We start from the raw sequence: 18,939 nt of genomic DNA, 5'->3' as shown, positions 1-18,939 counted from the left end.
TTTTTTTAATTTTGCGCAAAAACTATGCAATTCTATATCCAATTTGATTAACTGCCAATCGTATGAAACGATTGATCTTGACTATTCAAACTCGGAACGCAAAATCTTTAATATGTGATCAATTGTTTCTTCTTCCAGATCTGTTCGTTTAATCAGATCATTGCGGCTAAGACTCAACACGTTTTTCGCGGTGTCGCAGCCAATGGATTTCAACTGATCCAAAATCCAGGCGTCAATTTCGTCTGCAAATTCTTCCAGGTTCACGTCTTCATCATCGGTCTCCATTTCCCGGTAAACATCAATTTCGTAACCGGTCAGTTGGCTTGCTAAACGAATGTTTAAACCACCTTTACCAATGGCCAGAGAAACTTCATCGGGCTTAAGGTAAACATCGGCACGTTTGATGTCTTCGTGTAATTTGATCGACGTTATTTTTGCCGGATTTAATGCCCGTTGAATAAACAACTGGACATTGGCTGAATAATTGATCACATCAATATTTTCATTTCTCAGTTCACGAACAATGCCGTGAATACGGGATCCCTTCATGCCGACGCAAGCGCCAACCGGGTCAACCCGTTCATCATAGGATTCAACTGCTACTTTCGCACGTTCGCCAGGTACCCGAACAATTTTCTTAATGGTAATCAGTCCATCAAAAATTTCAGGTACTTCTAACTCGAACAATCGCTCGAGGAATACAGGAGAAGTGCGGGACAAGATAATTAAGGGGTTGTTATTTCTAAGCTCCACCTTGTAAACCACAGCCCTCAGGTTATCTCCCTTGCGGAAATAATCGGAAGGAATTTGTTCCGTTTTGGGCAGGATCAACTCATTACCTTCGTCATCTAAAACAAGAATTTCTTTTTTCCAAACCTGGTAAACTTCTCCGGTAACAATATCGCCAATTTTGCTTTTGTACTTGCCGAAGATGTGGTCTTTTTCCAATTCCAGAATCCGACTGGCCAGGTTTTGACGCAGGTTCAGAATCGCACGACGACCAAAGTCTTTCATCTTAACTTCGTCCGTAACTTCTTCGCCTACTTCGTAGTCATCATCAATTTTCTTGGCTTCAGTAAGTGTGATCTGAGTATTTGGATCTTCGATGTCGTCATCTTCCACAACCTCACGGTTGCGCCAAATCTCAAAGTCACCCTTATCGATATTGATAATGATGTCGAAATTCTCATCTGTTCCGTATGTTTTTTGCAAAACATTCCGGAAAACGTCTTCAAGAACGCTCATCATGGTGACCCGGTCAATATTTTTCAGGTCCTTAAATTCAGAAAAGGTATCGATAAGATTAATCGTATCCATTTTGCGTTCGTTTTAGAATTTTATAATGTTTTTAACTGTTTTTGCTTCATCAAACGCTATACGGTGAAGGCGGGTGATAAGTTGCTTTTTTTTATGGCCTTCTACTTTTTCACGTTTAACTGTTTCAAGTTCAAATCCATCCTGATCGACCGATTTTAACTCTCCGCTTAGTTTTTCGCCTGTTTTCAGGACGACTTCCATTTCCTGCCCGATGTTTTTGACATACTGACGGTAAACTTTAAGCGGTTGTCCTAAACCGGCAGAAGCGACTTGTAATTCAAAATCTTCTTCTTCACGATCTAAGCTACCTTCAACTAAACGGCTAATTTGAACACAGTGATCAATTGTAATACCGTTCTCGCTATCCAACGATACCTTGATTTGGTTACTTGGAGTCACTTCCAGGTCAACGATAAACTGGTCTTCACTTAGTTTATCTTCAATGAGTTGTGTTATTTTACTTTTATCAATCATAAATTCCGACTAATAAAACAGGGGACTTTTGGTCCCCTGCAAACGGTCTATCTTCCAATTGTCAGCGCAAAATTAGCAAAAGGAATTCAAAACTCAAAATGTGGAAGTTAATGAATGTCAGTTATTACGTGTTTGCGAAGTATGTCGTGAGGCTTGCTTAGGCGCAGGAATGAAAAAGTTTTTTACTTTTGTTGAAGACACATTTAATGAAAACGTAATTATTGGATTGAAAACAAATAAAAAGAAGATTATCAATGATCCGGTTTTCGGATTCATTACCCTTCAGTCTGAATTTATCTACGATTTAGTCGAGCATCCTTTTCTTCAGCGTTTGCGGCGCATTAAGCAATTAGGCCTTTCAAATATCGTTTTCCCCGGTGTGAATCATACCCGGTTTGAGCATGCCATCGGTGCGGTACACCTTATGGGGATGGCCATTTCCAGTTTGAAGATGAAAGATGTTGACATTAGCGATGACGAAGCTGAAGCCGTGACGGCAGCTATTTTGCTGCACGACATTGGTCACGGTCCGTTTTCGCATGCCTTGGAGCACTCGTTGGTGGAGGGAATTTCGCACGAAAGCCTTTCGCTGATGTTGATGGAAGAAATGAACCGGCAATTTGGAGGGCGACTGGACATGGCGATTCAGATTTTCAAAAATGAATATCCTAAAAAGTTTTTGCACCAGTTGGTGGCAAGCCAGTTGGATATTGACCGCCTGGATTATCTTCGCAGGGACAGCTTTTTTTCTGGTGTTACGGAAGGAACCATTGGCTCAGACCGGATCATTAAAATGTTGAATGTGCGCAATGACGGCTTAGTGGTTGAGTACAAAGGGATTTATTCCATTGAAAAGTTTTTGATTTCGCGCAGACTGATGTATTGGCAGGTGTACTTACATAAAACGGTTTTGTCGGCCGAGCAAATGTTGGTGAAAGTGCTGCGCCGGGCAAAGGAGTTGATGATGAATGGGGTGGAGGTTTTTGCAACCCCCGCTCTGAAAGTTTTTCTTCAGCATAAAATTACCAGCCACTGTTTTGATCAGGCACAATTTGTAGACGGTAAAAGTTTGCTGGACTTGTTTGTCGAACTGGATGACAGTGATTTAATTTTGGCTATGAAACAGTGGCGGCATCATGATGACCAAATTTTAGCCTACTTGGCCGGAGCTGTCATTAATCGGAAGCTTTTTCGGATTAAAATTAAAAGTTCGGCTTTTTCAACGGAAACGATTTCGGGTTTGAAGGAGCAGATCATGAGGCGCTGGGCGATTACGGAAGATGAGGTGCATTACTTTCTGATCAGTGATTCCATCAGCAATTATGGTTACATTTCGGGAAGCGATAAAATAAATATATTAATGAAAGACGGGAGTGTAAAGGAGATCAATGATGCATCAGATGTGAACATTTCAAGCTTGCTGCAAACGGTAAGGAAATATTTTGTGTGTTACCCGAAAGAATTGGACGTTAAGTAATTTAAACCTATTTTTGCACCGCGCCAAGAAAAAAAATATGGAATTTAAAGCACTAAATATCGCTGATTTCCTTCAAGGTACGGTTGAGGGAGATGAGCAAGTAAGCGTTAACAATGTATCGAAAATTGAAGATGGAAAGCCCGGTACGCTGGCTTTTTTGGCTAACCCCAAATACGAACGATACATTTACGAAACCGAGGCCTCAATTGTGTTGGTCCGTCAGGATTTTAAACCGGAAGAGCCTGTTAAAGCCACTCTGATTCGAGTAGAAGATCCTTATGAGGCCTTCGCCTCTTTACTTGAGTTGTACGAGCAAGCCAAGAAATTGAAGCAAGGCATTGAGCAGCCCTCTTTTATCGATCCTTCAGCGAAGGTTGGTGAGGAGGTTTATTTTGGAGCCTTCGCTTACCTCGGACAAAATTCAACCCTTGGAGATAACGTCAAGGTCTATCCTCAAACATTTATTGGTTCCGGAGTAACCATTGGTGAGAATACCATCATTTACGCCGGAGCAAAAATATATGATGGCACTGTCATTGGTGCCAACTGTGTAATTCATGCGGGGGCGGTTATTGGCTCTGATGGCTTTGGATTTGCTCCTAAACCGGATGGATCATACAGGAAAATTCCGCAGGTTGGAAATGTTATATTGGAAGATGATGTGGAGATTGGAGCCAATACAACAATTGACTGCTCCACCATGGGATCAACCATTATTCGCAAAGGAGCCAAGCTGGATAACCTGATTCAGATAGCCCATAACTGCGAGGTAGGAGAAAATACCGTCATGGCAGCTTTGGTCGGGATTGCCGGATCAAGCAAAGTGGGTAAAAACTGTATGTTTGGTGGACAAGTCGGAATTGCCGGACACTTGAACATTGGTGATGAGGTGAAAATTGGAGCCATGTCAGGGGTAACCAACAATATTAAATCGGGACGTACCGTGCTCGGAGCTCCTGCTATGGATCATGAACAAGCCCTGAAAACCTATGTGGTTTACAGGCGTTTGCCTCAATTGCGAAGTCAATTGATTGATTTGCAGAAGGAAGTAGCGGAACTAAAATCGAAGTTAAACGAACAATAAGTTTTAGAAAACGACTGGTAATGACAATAATGCAAAAAACTTTAGCCCGGGAATTTTCATTAAGTGGCAAAGGATTACATACGGGAGTAGAGGTTAATATGACCTTTAAACCAGCTCCCGAAAATCATGGATTTAAATTTCAACGAATTGATTTGGAAGGTGCTCCAGTTTTGGAGGCCGATGCCAGCCTGGTGGGAGATACCTCACGGGGAACGGTAATTGGTAAAGACAATGTACGCTTGAGTACAATTGAGCACGCTCTGGCAGCACTTATCGGTATGGACCTGGATAACGTGTTGATTGAGATTGATAATGAGGAAGTACCTATTTTGGACGGAAGCGCGAAATTATTCGTTGAAGCCATTTCCGAAGTGGGAATCGTGGAGCAAAGTGCTGAACGGGAATATTTGGAAATCACGGAAAAGATTGTGTATAAAGATCCAGAGTCGGGCTCTGAAATTGTTGCTTTGCCGGATACGGATTACAGCCTGAACGTGATGATCTCTTTCAACTCAAGTGTGCTGAACAACCAATTTGCGACCTTGGAGAATCTTGCTGACTTTAAGCAGGAAGTGGCTCCTTGCCGCACCTTTGTTTTTGTGCGTGAGCTGGAGTTTTTGTTGAAAAACAACTTGGTTAAAGGAGGTGATCTGGATAATGCCATTGTTATTATGGATAAGGACATTACTCAGGACGAACTGGACCGTTTAGCCGATTTGTTCAACCACGAGCATATTGAAGTTCGTAAAGAACAGGGGATCTTAAATAACCTGGATCTTCAGTTTGAAAATGAATGCGCCCGTCATAAACTGCTTGATGTTATCGGTGACTTGGCTCTGGCTGGTCGTCGTATTAAGGGGCGCATTATTGCAACCAAACCTGGTCATAAAGCCAATACCGAGTTTGCTAAGTTGCTGAAAAAAGAAATCAGAAAACAAGAAGTCGCTAAAATCATCCCGCAATACGATCCACTTCAGGAGCCTTTATTGGATATCAACGATATTCGCTCGTTCCTTCCGCATCGTTTTCCGTTTTTGTTGGTTGATAAAGTCATTGAAATTAAAGATGACTATATTGTAGGCGTGAAAAATGTTACGGTTAACGAACCATTCTTTCAGGGGCATTTCCCTGACGAACCGGTAATGCCGGGCGTGCTGTTGATTGAGGCAATGGCTCAGTGTGGAGGTTTGTATGTGTTGCATGATAAAGAAGAAAAATATTCTACCTATTTCATACGTGTTGATAATGTTAAGTTCAGGAAGAAAGTAGTTCCGGGTGACACCTTGTTGTTTCGGATTGAGCTGGTTTCTCCTATCCGTCGCGGAATTGCTAATATGAAAGGGCTTTGTTATGTCGGAGAGACCGTAGTGGCCGAAGGCGATTTTATGGCGCAGATTGTAAAGGCTTAAAAAATTACTGAAAACAATTATTATAAGATGAAACAACCGTTAGCTTACGTGCATTCAGAGTCACAGGTGGCAGAAAACGTGGTGATTGAGCCATTTGTCACAATCGACAAGGATGTCATTATCGGGGAAGGTACTCGTATTGGTTCAAACGTAACCATTATGCCCGGAACCCGAATAGGTAAAAATTGCCGTATTTTCCCTGGAGCAATTATTGGAGCTGTTCCGCAGGATTTAAAATTTAAAGGTGAATATACAACAGTTGAAATTGGTGATAACACCACCATTCGCGAGTGTGTTACCATTAATCGGGGAACTTCAGCAAGGGGAAAAACAGTAGTTGGTAACAACTGCTTGATTATGGCTTATGTGCATATTGCCCATGACTGTCTTGTAGGAAATAATGTGATTCTGGTTAATAGCACGCAGTTAGCTGGCGAAGTCGTGGTTGATGACTGGGCAATCATTGGTGGAATGACAGCGATTCATCAGTTTTGCCACATTGGCTCTCATGTTATGATTTCCGGCGGATCGCTGGTTCGTAAAGATGTTCCTCCGTACATTAAAGCTGGTCGTGAGCCGCTTTCTTACGTTGGAATCAACTCCATTGGGTTGAGACGTCGCAGTTATGGCAACGAAAAAATACGGGAAATCCAGGAGATTTACCGGTATATCTATCAAAAAGGATTGAATATTGCTCAGGCAGTTGAAATTATCGAAGCAGAGATGTCAGCCACTCCCGAGCGTGATGAAATCCTTCTTTTTGTGAAAGATTCTAAGCGTGGAGTTATTCGTGGTTATTTCCCCGATTGATTTGTACCTGAAAATATTGAAGAAGAAGCCCGGTTTATACCGGGTTTTTTTGTGCAACTTTTTATGAAAACCATTGTTTCTATACCAACATTTTAACAAGATATTCGCATGAAAATTCAATTATTAGCCTTTATTCTTTTATTGTCGAATGCAGCGTTGGCGCAAGAGCATGAACACGACCACCATCGTCACCATATTGGCATTGGAGTTGGAGGATCGAGCCTGCTTTCGGAGTATGACCTGGCTTTAGGTACGCACCTGCACTACTTGTATCGAATTCGCCCGCACAGTCCTTTATCGGTTGGGCTTGGGTTTGAATCGGTATGGGACGAACATACACACAATACAATTACGGCGTTACTGAACTACCGTATTCTTCCGCGTTTGTCCGTTAATATTGGGCCGGGCTATAGTTTTGCCAAGGAAGAGGATGAAACGCACAAAGCCTTGTCCGGTCACTTGGAAGTTTTGTATGAATTTACGGTTGGGGAGTTTCATATTGGGCCCATGCTGGGCTTTGGCTTCGAAAAGGAAGAATCGCATGCCTCTTTGGGCCTTCACCTGGGCCTGGGCTTTTAGTGCCTGAAGCAATCTAAGAGATATAAAAAAATCCGGCTGATTGCAGCCGGATTTTTTATTGCTCCAACACCAGATGGGTGGAGTGTTTCTTCAGTAAGCTATAACGAGTTATTCTTGATAAAATCGATGATTTCCTGTTGATAACCGAAAGCCATTCCCACGACCGTGTCAGCAGCTCCGTAGTAAACAGCAATTTTCTCGCCATCGTTTAGGGCAGCGCATGGGAAAACCACGTTAGGCACATCGCCAGCCAATTCGTATGGCGCAGCTGGAGCCAACAAGTAAGGTTGTGTGCGGTAAAGTACCTTGGATGGATCTTCCAGGTCAAGCAAAGCTGCTCCCATGGAGTAACGGAAGCCGTTGCAGGTGTTGATTACCCCGTGGTAAAACTCCAACCATCCGTCTTTGGTTTTAATTGGCACTGATCCAGCTCCAATTTTAGTACACTGCCAGGCACTGTTTTCAAATGGGCTAACTTTCATCACACAGCGGTGCTCTCCCCAGTATTTCATATCCGGGCTGTAGCTGATGTAGATGTCACCAAAAGGCGTGTGTCCGTTATCACTTGGGCGGCTCAGCATGGCGTAGCGACCATTGATTTTTTCAGGGAAAAGCACGCCGTTGCGGTTGAAAGGCAAGAAGGCATTTTCGCACTGGTGGAATGTTTTAAAATCGAAGGTGTAAGCGATTCCGATTGTTGGTCCGTGGTAGCCATTACACCAAGTTACCCAGTAACGATCTTCGATAAAAACGACCCGTGGATCGTATTTGTAATCGGAGTCAATCATTTCTGTGTTTCCAGCAACCATTTCAATTGGTTCGTGGTTGATGTCCCAGTTGATACCGTCTTTACTGAATCCAGCAAAAATGTTCATCTGAACCGCTTTGTTGTCGCAACGAAAAACGCCGGCAAAGCCATCTTCAAAAGGAACAACGGCGCTGTTGAAAATACTGTTTGAGCTTGGAATGTGGTAGCGTCCAATAACTGGATTTGCAGAATATCTCCACATGACCTCGGTTGACCCTTCCGGTCTGTTTTCCCATGGAATTGCAGGTTGTGTAGTCATCGTCTTGTATTTTTTAATTGATTAAAATTATGCGTTATTTTCGATCTCTTGAGGTTCTGCTTCTTTGTTGTCGGGATGGGTGAACGGAACAAAACGGGCAGCAAAGAAGGACGGAATCATGGCCACTAAAATAAACAGAAAGAATGATTTGTACCCAATTGAATCACTTAAAAAGCCACTAAGCATACCAGGCAGCATAACACCCAGGTTCATAATGCCTGAAGCAAAAGCATAATGAGCCATTTTGTATTTTCCCGGAGCCACTTGCTGCATCATAAATAAGGTTAGTCCGACAAACCCAAAGCCGTAGGCAAAATATTCAACAATAACAGCAGAACTGATTAAATAAATGTTTGACGGGCGAAAAACAGCCAGTAAGGCATATACGACAAACTGAAAGTTAAAGATGCAGATGAGGGTAAAAAGCGATCTCCGCAATCCTTTGCCAGCAATGAAATAGCCAGCCAGCAAGGACCCCAGAACAAATGCTCCGGACCCAAATACCCCGTACAGAAGCCCAATTTTCGAAGTGCTTAATCCAAGTCCTCCATCAGCAATGGATGCTTTAAAGAACAGGGGTGCAATTTTTACGGCAAAGCCTTCGGCAAACCGGTAGATGATGATGAAGGCGATGTACCAGCCAATGTATTTCTTTTGGAAAAATGTTCGCAATACATCCCACAGGGTTTGAAAGCCTTCTTTCAATGAATCGACTTGCCCTGTGGCAGCCCCTCCTGAGGGCAACATCCGGGTGTGGTAAAGGGCAAGCAGGATCATGGTTGCTCCATAAATTACCATGATAATCATCCAGCCATGAACAGCCCCAATTGTGTTTTCCAATATTCCGGCCAAGTAGACCAAGCCACCGGCTGTTAAAACTTTGGCGATGTTGTAGGCAGCTCCCTGCCAGCCAATATACCGGGCCTGGTTTTGCGATGATAAAACATTCATGTACACCCCATCGGTGGCGATGTCGTGCGTTGACCCACTCAGGGCAATCACGGCCAGCAGTGCAATGGAGTAAGTGAAGAACTCATTCAATTGTAACGAAAAGGCTACCAGAGCAAAGGTGGCACCGGTTACAAACTGGGTCGCTACCACAAAATGTTTCTTTGTTTTGAACATTTCCAGTACCGGGCTCCATAAAAATTTCAAGGTGTAAGGCAGAAGAAGCAACGACGTCCAAAAGGCAATCATCGCATCGCTAATGCCCAGGCTTTCATACATCAATGGCGAAGCCTGATTAATAGCAGCAAAGGGAAGTCCCATGCCAAAGTAGACGGTAGGGATCCAGGCTGCAGGGTGGATTTTTTTCAGTTGATTAAAACGCATGTTCGTTGGTATTTTGTATTCTTTTATTTCTCAATTTCCAGTACACCACCTGAAACAAGCTCTTTGTGGTTGATGAAATAACGATTCAGCTTTTTCCCGTCTTTGCTAATCTTTTGAATGTACTCTCCATCTCCTTTGGTGCGGATGATGAGTTCTTTGCCTGGATAGAAATTTTGATCCAGACGAATTTTAACTTCGTCAAAAACGGGTTGAGCAATGCTGTAGTCGGTATTACCCGGGCAAACAGGGTAAAAGCCCATCATACTGTAGACGGCCCAGGCTGAAAGTGTTCCGCAGTCGTCGTTCCCCGGAATTCCTCCCGGCGCATTTTTATAATGCTCGTTTAGCAAGCGGCTCACTTCTTTTTGGGTGCGCCATTCTTCTCCTTTCACGTAGTTGAACAACCACGGGTAATGGATGTCGGGCTCGTTGGCCACATCGTAGTGTCCATCGTCAAAAATACCCTGCAGTTTTTTTGTGAATTTTTTCTTTCCACCCATCAATTTCATGAGTCCATTGATGTCATGAGGAACGCAAAAGGTGTATTGATAGGCGTTTCCTTCGTGGAAACCAGGGCTTGGCTCAAAGTTCTCTCCTTGTTTTGGATCGAAATCTTGATAGAATGAGCCATCGGCCATTCTGGGTCGAATCATCTGGAATTCATCCTTGTCGTAATATTCTTTGTAACGCAGCGACTGAGCCAGGAAGCGTTTGTAGTCTGCATCTTTGCCCAAAGCTTTCGCAAACTGAGCTAGGTTCCAGTCTGCAATGTAGTATTCTAAGGCATGCGATACCGAGTTGTCGAAAGGTGTTGTGTAAGGCACATAACCTTTGGCCAGGTAATCGTCAATATCCGGGCGCAACTTGTTTTTGGCTCCTTCGGTGGTTGCCGACTTATACATGGCTTCATAAACAGATTCTGTATCAAAATCAGTTAGTCCGCGAAGGTAAGTGTCAACGATTACCGGAATGGCAGGGTCGCCTTCCATCACATGCGTTTCGGTGCTGTTAAGTTCCCATTTCGGAAGCCAGCCACTTTCTTCGTACATGGCAATCATCGAACGCACCATGTCCAGCTGTTGCTCGGGGTAAATCAGGCTCATCAGTGGATGAAAGTTCCGGTAAGTATCCCAAAGTGAGAAAACAGTGTAACGATCGCCTTTTTTAACTTCGCCAATTCCATAGGACTCCATCAAAGGGTATTGACCGTTGACGTCATTAATTACGTTGGGGTGAATGTGCATGTGGTACAACGCCGTGTAGAAAATGGTTTTCTGATCGTCCGTTCCACCTTTTACCGATACGCGTGATAGCGCTTCTTCCCATTGGGCTTTGGCTGCTGTGCGTGTTTGGTCAAAGTTGAAGTCGGGCATTTCCACCTCCATATTCTGTCGGGCATTTTCAATGCTGACATACGAAACAGCCACTTTTACCAATACTTCTTCGTTACTTTCGGTATCAAATGTCATGTAAGCACCGATGCTGTCGCCGGCCATCTGTGCTTGAAATTCAGGATAGAACTTGAAGGCACCATCGGTTGAAGACCAAGCTGATTCGGCTGTCATTTGTGGCATCTTTTTCCAAGCTCCGAATGATTTGGCCGGCTTGCTAAAACGGGCTACAAAATAAACCGGGCGTTCAGTTCCATCGTTGTAACAAAATGTGCCGGTCATGCGCCAGCCTTCAATTTCACGATTGTTTACAATCCGCAGTGCTGCTCCGCTTTCGTTGGTTAATCCCGTTCCCAAGTCCAACAGTATGTTGGATTGGCCTTCGGGGAATTTGAACTTACTCAGTCCTACGCGGGCGCTGGCGGTTACTTCTGTGGTAATGTCATATTTTTCCAGGTGGTTGGAGTAAAAGCCGGGCGACGCTTTTTGCTCCGTCATTCGAGAGCCATAAACTTTATTGCTGGCTTCCACTTTGCCGGTGGTTGGCATCAAGAGGATCACACCAAGCTCGGGACATCCAACACCACTTAAGTTGACGTGAGAATAGCCGGTGAAAAAGTGATTGTCCCACGAATAAGGCGTTGACCACCACTGGTTATCTTTGTCCCATTTGTTGCTTGCCGATCCACTAACATTGAAGGGCACTACTGAAACCATGCCTTGCGGAACAATGGCTCCGGGGTTTGTTGTTCCATAGTTGGTACTTCCGATGAATGGGTTTACCCAATCCGTCGATTTTTTTTCTTGCGAATAAGCGGTGTCCAGACCACTCAAAGCTAAAATGAAAGTCAGGATAGCTAAGCGTAAAACGTTATTAGACATCGTAGTAGAATTTGAGAGTTTTAAGTCGCAAAGTTAATTAATTCGCTTCTTAATGAGTCGTTTTATGTGGAATATGGCCTTGGTGGCGAATTCTTTAAAAAGTCGGTCAGCTGTAAGCTGTTGTCCGGTAAATGTTTGAGGACTCGGTTTGGAATTACTTTTTTTATCTAATTGTCGTGCTAAATGCTTTGTTGCTGTGTAATTTAAGCCATCGCGGCGATTTGATTCAAAATCTTGTTTTTTCAGATTAATTAAGTTGAAAGCCAGCTACAAATGCATTATTTTTGCCGTTTAGTAAATTTTGAATAGTAAGATTATGAAGCGGATTGTAAGTCAATTGTTGTATAGTTTGATCTTAGTTGTTGTGGTGTTGGTAGCTTACCAGTTTTTGGAATCTTCAACCTATCCGGAGGAGGCTGCGGAGCCTGAGGCCCGGCATTATTATAGCGCTGTTCAGGTGCCGGATTCGCTCACGTTCTGCGGCGAAAAAGTGCCGTTGGAACTTTTTGACATCTACGAAAGTCTGGATCGGGAACTGCTGGTCAATTCGTATTTTCATTCGCAAACCTTACGCTTTATAAAAATGGCTCCTCGGTTTTTCTCTATTATTGAGCCCATTTTGGAAGCCGATAGTATTCCCGAAGATTTTAAATACCTGGCCCTGGCTGAAAGTGGCTTTAACCCTAAGGCGGTATCTCCGGCAGGAGCTGTTGGCTTTTGGCAGTTTATGAAAGGAACGGCACGGGATTATGGGCTGGAGGTGAGCGGTGAGGTGGATGAGCGTTACCACATTGAAAAAGCGACGCATGCAGCTTGTGCCTACTTGCACGAGAGCTATGCCAAATATGGCAGTTGGACGACTGTTGCAGCCACCTACAATGCCGGACGTAGTTTTGTGGGACGCCAAATTGAAAGGCAAAAGGAAAACAACTACTACGATTTGTTGTTAGGAGAAGAGACCAGCCGTTACGTATTTCGGATTCTGGCGTTGAAATTGGTGATGGAGAATCCTTTGGCCTATGGATTTGAGGTGAGTGAGGATGACTACTACCCCGTCTGGAACACCAAAACCATTCAGGTTTCGGGACCTGTAGCCAACTTTGCTGATTTTGCCCGGGAACACCAAACCAATTATAAAATACTGAAAATGCTGAATCCGTGGTTACGCGAAGCCTACCTGACGAATACCTCCGGTAAAACCTATGAAATCAAATTGCCGGCTGAAGGATTCAGAACACTTACAAAGTAATGCACATGCAGAAAACAGAAACAGCGGTTCTGGAAGAAGAACGCTTAGAGAATGAAGAAAAGGTTGTGGTGCTCGGTGCCCGGGTTCACAACCTCCAAAATATAAATGTGGAGATTCCGCGAAACCAGCTCACGGTGATTACCGGCCTGAGTGGCAGTGGGAAATCTTCACTCGCTTTCGATACCATTTATGCAGAAGGACAGCGGCGTTACGTTGAAACATTTTCAGCGTATGCCCGGTCGTTTTTGGGTAATATGGAGCGCCCCGATGTTGATAAGATTACCGGTCTTAGTCCGGTAATTTCCATTGAGCAGAAAACCACCAACAAAAATCCCCGCTCCACAGTAGGTACGGTTACCGAAATTTATGACTTCCTGCGTTTGCTGTATGCGCGTGCCGGCGAGGCTTTCTCCTACGAAACCGGAGAGAAGATGGTGAAATATACCGATGACCAAATATTGAAACTGATTCAGGAGAATTTTGCCGGCAAGCGAATTTTGGTGATGGCGCCCTTGGTGCGCGGTCGGAAAGGGCATTACCGCGAGCTGTTTGAGCAGTTCAGGCGCAAGGGTTTTTTGTATGCTCGAATTGATGGCGAGGTGAAAGAGCTGGTGCCCAATATGAAAGTGGATCGCTATAAAAATCACTTCATCGAGGTGGTAGTCGATCGGCTGGAAGTGGAGCCGGAAAGCATGAAAAGACTGAAAGAGTCGGTTCAAACGGCCATGACCCAGGGACATGGGATTATTTTGGTGATGGAGCACAACTCCGACCACATGAAATATTACAGCCGACAGCTGATGTGTCCCACTTCTGGGATTTCCTATGCCGAGCCAGCACCGCATAACTTTTCATTCAACTCGCCGCAGGGCGCGTGTTCCCGGTGCAATGGTCTGGGGCAGGTGGCCGAGATTGATCTGGAAAAGATCATCCCTGAGCCGGATAAAAGTATTGCTAAAGGCGGAATTGCTCCGCTTGGTGCGCAAAAAAACACCCTGATTTTTTGGCAGATTGAAGCCTTGGGCGAAAAGTACGGCTTTACGCTGAAAACTCCCGTGAAAGACATTCCGGAAGATGGATTGAATGTCGTGCTTTACGGAACCAATGAACGCATTCAGTTGAAGAATTCCCCGCTCGGAAGTTCGGTCAATTATATGATGAGCTATGAAGGGGTTATTAAATACATTAACAGCCAGCGCGATGATAACCCATCGAAAAAGGCGAAAAAGTGGGCCGATCAATTTGTCAAGGAACAAACCTGTCCGGATTGTGGCGGGCTGCGCTTGAAAAAAGAGTCGCTTCATTTTAAAATTGACAACCGGAACATTTCAGATGTGGCCAAACTGGATATCAGTGAGCTGGGTATTTGGTTGCAGGATTTGGAAGAGCGATTGACTGACCGGCAGCAAAAAATCGGTACCGAAGTCATTAAGGAAATTCGTGACCGGGTGGGCTTCTTGGTCGATGTTGGCTTGGAGTACCTGTCGCTGGATCGAACTTCACGTACCTTGTCGGGTGGTGAATCGCAACGAATCCGGCTGGCGACCCAAATCGGTTCCCAGCTGGTTAATGTCTTGTATATTCTGGATGAACCCAGTATCGGACTGCACCACCGCGATAACCTGCGGCTGATTCATTCGTTGCAAAAATTGCGCGACACTGGTAACTCGGTTATCGTGGTTGAGCACGATAAAGACATGATGCTTACGGCCGACTATATTGTGGATATGGGGCCGTTTGCCGGAAGGCATGGGGGCGAAGTTGTGGCCGCGGGTACGCCCGATCATTTGCTGAAAGCCGGTACGTTAACCTCCAAATACCTGAACGGCGAACATCAAATTGCTGTTCCGGAGTCGCGTCGGGCAGGAAGTGGAAAATCCATCAAGTTAAAAGGCTGCTCGGGGAATAACCTGAAAACGGTGAATGTTGAATTTCCCTTGGGGAAACTGATCTGTATTACTGGGGTTTCGGGTAGCGGAAAGTCCAGCCTGATCAACGGGACGCTGCAGCCAATATTAAGTCAGCATTTCTACAAATCGGTGAAGGATCCTTTGCCTTATAAGAAGTTGGAAGGGCTGGAAAATATTGATAAAGTGGTGCAGGTTGACCAATCGCCTCTGGGGCGCACACCACGTTCTAATCCGGTTACTTACACCGGCGTGTTTTCCGACATTCGGGCGTTGTTTGCCCAGCTGCCCGAAGCCAAAATCAGGGCTTATAAGCCGGGACGCTTTTCCTTTAATGTAAAGGGCGGACGATGCGAAGACTGCCAGGGCGGAGGCTTGAAACTGATTGAGATGAACTTCCTGCCGGACGTTTATGTGCACTGCGACAGCTGCAACGGGAAGCGTTATAACCGCGAAACGCTGGAGGTTCGGTATAAAGGCAAATCCATTGGCGATGTGCTGGATATGACGATAAACCAGGGTGTGGAGTTTTTCGAAAACTTGCCGTCCATTGCGCACAAACTGAAAACCCTGCAAGAAGTTGGTTTGGGCTATATCACCTTGGGGCAATCATCCACAACCCTATCGGGTGGCGAGTCGCAGCGGGTAAAACTGGCGACCGAGCTGGCCAAGAAAGACACCGGGAAAACGCTTTACATCTTGGATGAGCCAACCACAGGCTTGCATTTTGAAGACATCCGCGTGTTGCTGGAAGTCTTAAACAGGCTGGTTGACCGGGGAAACACGGTGATTGTAATTGAGCACAACATGGATGTCATCAAGGTGGCCGATCATATTATTGATATGGGACCCGAGGGCGGAAAAGGGGGCGGACAACTGTTGTGTGCCGGAACGCCCGAAGAAGTGGTAAAGAACCGGAAGTCATATACGGCCAGGTATCTAAAAAAAGAGTTAGCTTTATAGCAAAATCATCTCATGTCCGAAGGAAAACGGAATTGTGATTCTTATAATTGAAGGACAATGCCGGAGAAATGTTAAGCCAGAAATGGACGTCTACCTTGAATAACCAGTAATGTAACTGGAAGCAACGGAGATGCAGGTCGATGCAGCGCATTTTTAGGTCGAAGCAGAATATGCGGGCATAAACCTTGAATTGAAAAACGAACTGAACCAAGGGAAACGGGCTTGCATCGCGCAAATTATGTCTTGGAAACGCAGGTGTTCCTTTGATGAAGCCTGTACTGGCAGGTCCGGCTACCGACCATCGGTGTTATGAACCTGCTATGGTTCAGTGAATATCTCTTTTCCCGGAGATGATGAAAATGACATAAGTCCCGGCTTTTTTCAGATTTGGTCTGGGAATTGTTGAGGGGTGAGCTTATGTCAGATGTCTAAAAAACTAAAAAGAAGAGCTGATGAAAACCATTGAAATTTATTGTGAGAATAACCAAACAACAAAAGCATATCCTTTAGGAACCACGCTGGAAGAGATCAAGGATGATCTTCAGATAAAGTTGCAAAACCCGGTTTGCGGGGCTTTGGTGAACCACAAAGTGAAGGAACTGTCCTTTGCGGTTGTGAAATCCAAGCGCATTCGCTTCATCGATTACTCGCATCCGGATGGACGACGTTTGTACACGCGTTCTTTGCTTTTCCTGCTTTATGTGGCGGTAAAGGAAACCTTTCCCCAGGTGAAACTAAAAATCATGAATGGAATTTCGCAAGGTTACTATTGCGAACTGGTTGGCCTGGAGCGCCCCATTACAGAATCGGATATTTTTGAATTGAAAAGCGAAATGCGACTGTGGGTTGAGCGTAACCTACCCATTGAAAAACGCGGCATGCCTACCACTGAGGCTGTCGATATTCTGCTTCAGCAAGGGCTGGAGGAAAAAGCCCGTTTGTTTGAGCAACAAGGAACATTGTTTAGCTACCTCTATTTTGTGAATGGGTTGGCCAATTATTTCTACGGACACCATGTCCCCGCAACGGGCTACCTGACCAACTTTGGCCTGGAAAGCTATTTTGATGGCTTGTTGTTGCAGGTTCCGCAACCCGATAACTTTGACACGCTTTATCCGGTTGTCAAACAGGAAAAGCTTTTTGGTGTGTTCAAAGAACATAAACAACGGGCCAGCATTCTGGATGTGCCTGATTTAGGAAAGTTGAATGAATATACGGCGCGAGGGAAAAGTGGAGATATCATTAAAATATCGGAAGCCCTGCATGAAAAGAAGATTGCCGAAATTGCCAACCAAATTGATGCCTTGCACGATAAGATTAAGGTGATCCTGATTGCCGGACCTTCGGCCTCGGGGAAAACCACCTTTACCAAGCGGTTGGCGGTACAACTTGCCGTTAATGGCTTGGTGCCGCATATGATTTCGCTGGATGACTACTTTGTCGATCGCGAGAAAACACCGCTCGATGCCAACGGGGAGTACGATTTTGAAGCCTTGGAAGCCATCGATATTGAGTTTTTCAACGAGCAGTTACTTCAGCTGTTTAATGGTGAAGAGGTGGAGCTGCCCAAGTTTAACTTTTCGCTTGGCAAGCGCCTGAACTCCGGCGAAAAGCTCCGTTTAGGAAACGGTCATTTGCTGTTGGTGGAAGGAATTCACGGCAATAACCCGGGATTGACACCGCATGTGGATGAAGGGCAGAGTTTCCGGATCTTCTTATCGGCGCTTACCCAAATTTCGTTTGATGACCACAACCATATTTCCACGACGGATAATCGCTTAATCCGGCGAATGATTCGCGATAGTATGTATCGGGGCTATTCTGCTGCAGAGACAATCCGGCGCTGGCCGAGTGTGAAAAACGGCGAAGAGAAAAATATTTTCCCATACCAGGAAAATGCGGACGTGATGTTCAATTCGGCCATGGTTTATGAGCTGGCCGTGTTGAAAAAGTACGCTGAGCCCTTGTTGAAGAATGTGCCGGAGAACCAGGTGGAATACAGCGAAGCCAATCGCTTGCTGAAATTCTTCAGCTACATTCAGAGCATTGACGACACGGAAATTCCACCAACCTCACTTATCCGGGAGTTTTTGGGAGGCAGTAGTTTTATGTATTAACCCAGATTCGGTATCGCTTCAAAGGTCGGTCTGCTTAGCTGTAGAATGACCTTGCTGTAATTGATAAAGTCCTTCAAAAGGCTGAGTTTTAGATTGAACTCAGCCTTTTTTTATGCAGCGTGATGAGCCGATGTCCACTCCTGGGGCAAGGAGCAGTGCGGGATAGGTCATTTAACTTTTTTTTGGTTAGAAAACTTTGGTGGTTTTTATAGTTTTCTCTACTTTTGGCCGAAATTGAATTAAAATGGAAGTACGCGATCGAATAATAGAAGAGGCCACCTGCTTGTTTTTCAAATTTGGTATCCGAAGTGTTACCATGGATGATATTGCTGTTGGTATTGGTATCTCGAAGCGGACGGTTTACGAGAATTTTAAGGATAAGACGGAGCTGGTTTATACCTGTATGAAGGTTTTAATGCAGAAGCAAGAGCAAAAAAATCAGGAGGTGATGAGCCGTTCGGGCAATGTGATAGAAATTCTTTTGACTTCAATGAGGGAGGGAATTAAAGCCATTAATAGCATTAGTCCGTTGTTTTTTCATGACCTGAAGAAATACTATCCGGAAATCTGGAAACCGTTGCATGAGGAAAATCAAAAAAAGAATTACAACCAGATTTACACCCAGCTCCGAAAGGGGATTAATGAGGGATTGTTTCGAAAGGAAATTCATGTGGATATTGTATCCAAGTTGTTCTACGAACAAATTAACCTGATTTCGGATGAAACCATTTTCCCTCATGATGAATACATGTTTGCTGATGTATTTCAAAGCATGATGATTAATTTTATTCGCGGTATTTCAACGCGCAAGGGAATTGATTTGGTGGATGAAATGTTAGCGTAAATTTTTTTAGCCCATTAAAAACTTTTAAAAACGCCAG

14 protein-coding genes are annotated in these 18,939 nt (G+C 44.6%); 9 read left to right on the top strand and 5 right to left on the bottom strand.

The annotated features are described in order from the left end of the window. Nucleotides 1-81 precede the first annotated feature (81 nt). Together nusA and rimP are read right to left on the bottom strand one after the other, a co-directional pair. Complete coding sequence (nusA, locus tag Q1A18_RS13175) at nucleotides 82-1,317, bottom strand: transcription termination factor NusA (RefSeq protein WP_299580944.1); 1,236 nt, start codon at nucleotides 1,315-1,317, stop codon at nucleotides 82-84. A gap of 12 nt (nucleotides 1,318-1,329) precedes the next feature. Then, entirely contained in the window at nucleotides 1,330-1,791 is a 462-nt protein-coding gene (gene rimP, locus Q1A18_RS13170; protein ID WP_299580941.1) for a ribosome assembly cofactor RimP, read from the bottom strand. 169 nt (nucleotides 1,792-1,960) lie between these two features. On the opposite strand from rimP, the gene Q1A18_RS13165 reads away from it, so the two are divergent. The 5 genes from Q1A18_RS13165 (at nucleotide 1,961) to Q1A18_RS13145 (ending at nucleotide 7,150) form a co-directional block, all read left to right on the top strand. Beyond that, complete coding sequence (locus tag Q1A18_RS13165; protein ID WP_299580938.1) at nucleotides 1,961-3,268, top strand: HD domain-containing protein; 1,308 nt, start codon at nucleotides 1,961-1,963, stop codon at nucleotides 3,266-3,268. Between the two features lie 37 nt (nucleotides 3,269-3,305). Continuing rightward, entirely contained in the window at nucleotides 3,306-4,352 is a 1,047-nt protein-coding gene (gene lpxD, locus Q1A18_RS13160) for a UDP-3-O-(3-hydroxymyristoyl)glucosamine N-acyltransferase (RefSeq protein WP_299580935.1), read from the top strand. A 20-nt stretch (nucleotides 4,353-4,372) separates the two neighbouring features. Continuing rightward, nucleotides 4,373-5,761, top strand: a complete 1,389-nt coding sequence (locus Q1A18_RS13155; RefSeq protein ID WP_299580932.1) for a bifunctional UDP-3-O-[3-hydroxymyristoyl] N-acetylglucosamine deacetylase/3-hydroxyacyl-ACP dehydratase — start codon at nucleotides 4,373-4,375, stop codon at nucleotides 5,759-5,761. Nucleotides 5,762-5,788: 27 nt separating this feature from the next. Further along, on the top strand, nucleotides 5,789-6,571 hold the full coding sequence (gene lpxA, locus Q1A18_RS13150) for an acyl-ACP--UDP-N-acetylglucosamine O-acyltransferase (RefSeq protein ID WP_299580929.1): 783 nt from the start codon (nucleotides 5,789-5,791) through the stop codon (nucleotides 6,569-6,571). Nucleotides 6,572-6,679: 108 nt separating this feature from the next. After that, a complete protein-coding gene (locus tag Q1A18_RS13145) occupies nucleotides 6,680-7,150 on the top strand; it encodes a hypothetical protein (RefSeq protein WP_299580926.1) in 471 nt (156 codons plus the stop codon). A gap of 98 nt (nucleotides 7,151-7,248) precedes the next feature. On the opposite strand, the gene Q1A18_RS13140 is transcribed toward Q1A18_RS13145, so the two are convergent. From Q1A18_RS13140 to Q1A18_RS13130, 3 genes are read right to left on the bottom strand one after another with little or no spacing between them, the layout of a single operon-like run. Next, on the bottom strand, nucleotides 7,249-8,217 hold the full coding sequence (locus Q1A18_RS13140) for a glycoside hydrolase family 130 protein (RefSeq protein ID WP_299580923.1): 969 nt from the start codon (nucleotides 8,215-8,217) through the stop codon (nucleotides 7,249-7,251). Nucleotides 8,218-8,244: 27 nt separating this feature from the next. After that, on the bottom strand, nucleotides 8,245-9,549 hold the full coding sequence (locus Q1A18_RS13135; protein ID WP_299580920.1) for an MFS transporter: 1,305 nt from the start codon (nucleotides 9,547-9,549) through the stop codon (nucleotides 8,245-8,247). Between the two features lie 23 nt (nucleotides 9,550-9,572). Next, on the bottom strand, nucleotides 9,573-11,822 hold the full coding sequence (locus Q1A18_RS13130) for a GH92 family glycosyl hydrolase (RefSeq protein WP_299580917.1): 2,250 nt from the start codon (nucleotides 11,820-11,822) through the stop codon (nucleotides 9,573-9,575). A gap of 316 nt (nucleotides 11,823-12,138) precedes the next feature. Here Q1A18_RS13130 and Q1A18_RS13125 point away from each other — a divergent pair, with 316 nt between their 5' ends. The 4 genes from Q1A18_RS13125 to Q1A18_RS13110 all read left to right on the top strand — a co-directional run bounded on the left by Q1A18_RS13125 (nucleotide 12,139) and on the right by Q1A18_RS13110 (nucleotide 18,902). Beyond that, nucleotides 12,139-13,071 (top strand): lytic transglycosylase domain-containing protein, encoded by a 933-nt coding sequence (locus tag Q1A18_RS13125; RefSeq protein WP_299580914.1) that lies wholly within the window; start codon nucleotides 12,139-12,141, stop codon nucleotides 13,069-13,071. Nucleotides 13,072-13,076: 5 nt separating this feature from the next. After that, a complete protein-coding gene (uvrA, locus tag Q1A18_RS13120) occupies nucleotides 13,077-15,941 on the top strand; it encodes an excinuclease ABC subunit UvrA (protein WP_299580911.1) in 2,865 nt (954 codons plus the stop codon). 452 nt (nucleotides 15,942-16,393) lie between these two features. Then, a complete protein-coding gene (locus tag Q1A18_RS13115; RefSeq protein WP_299580908.1) occupies nucleotides 16,394-18,058 on the top strand; it encodes a nucleoside kinase in 1,665 nt (554 codons plus the stop codon). A 244-nt stretch (nucleotides 18,059-18,302) separates the two neighbouring features. Further along, nucleotides 18,303-18,902: a TetR/AcrR family transcriptional regulator gene (locus Q1A18_RS13110; protein ID WP_299580905.1), complete on the top strand. Its 600-nt coding sequence runs from the start codon at nucleotides 18,303-18,305 to the stop codon at nucleotides 18,900-18,902. Nucleotides 18,903-18,939: the final 37 nt, after the last annotated feature.

Origin of the sequence: uncultured Sunxiuqinia sp. (assembly GCF_947495665.1) — a bacterium.
GTDB lineage: Bacteria > Bacteroidota > Bacteroidia > Bacteroidales > Prolixibacteraceae > Sunxiuqinia > Sunxiuqinia rutila.
Note: the sequence above shows the minus strand (reverse complement) of the source record. Positions and strands in the feature narration are given on the sequence as shown.

Coding starts and splice junctions, on each gene's coding strand:
- uvrA (WP_299580911.1), top strand. CDS start 13,077: ATGCAGAAAACAGAAACAGCGGTTCTGGAAGAAGAACGCTTAGAGAAT.
- lpxD (WP_299580935.1), top strand. CDS start 3,306: ATGGAATTTAAAGCACTAAATATCGCTGATTTCCTTCAAGGTACGGTT.
- lpxA (WP_299580929.1), top strand. CDS start 5,789: ATGAAACAACCGTTAGCTTACGTGCATTCAGAGTCACAGGTGGCAGAA.
- Q1A18_RS13145 (WP_299580926.1), top strand. CDS start 6,680: ATGAAAATTCAATTATTAGCCTTTATTCTTTTATTGTCGAATGCAGCG.
- Q1A18_RS13165 (WP_299580938.1), top strand. CDS start 1,961: ATGAAAAAGTTTTTTACTTTTGTTGAAGACACATTTAATGAAAACGTA.
- Q1A18_RS13115 (WP_299580908.1), top strand. CDS start 16,394: ATGAAAACCATTGAAATTTATTGTGAGAATAACCAAACAACAAAAGCA.
- Q1A18_RS13135 (WP_299580920.1), bottom strand. CDS start 9,549: ATGCGTTTTAATCAACTGAAAAAAATCCACCCTGCAGCCTGGATCCCT.
- Q1A18_RS13155 (WP_299580932.1), top strand. CDS start 4,373: ATGACAATAATGCAAAAAACTTTAGCCCGGGAATTTTCATTAAGTGGC.
- Q1A18_RS13130 (WP_299580917.1), bottom strand. CDS start 11,822: ATGTCTAATAACGTTTTACGCTTAGCTATCCTGACTTTCATTTTAGCT.
- rimP (WP_299580941.1), bottom strand. CDS start 1,791: ATGATTGATAAAAGTAAAATAACACAACTCATTGAAGATAAACTAAGT.
- Q1A18_RS13125 (WP_299580914.1), top strand. CDS start 12,139: ATGAAGCGGATTGTAAGTCAATTGTTGTATAGTTTGATCTTAGTTGTT.
- nusA (WP_299580944.1), bottom strand. CDS start 1,317: ATGGATACGATTAATCTTATCGATACCTTTTCTGAATTTAAGGACCTG.
- Q1A18_RS13140 (WP_299580923.1), bottom strand. CDS start 8,217: ATGACTACACAACCTGCAATTCCATGGGAAAACAGACCGGAAGGGTCA.
- Q1A18_RS13110 (WP_299580905.1), top strand. CDS start 18,303: ATGGAAGTACGCGATCGAATAATAGAAGAGGCCACCTGCTTGTTTTTC.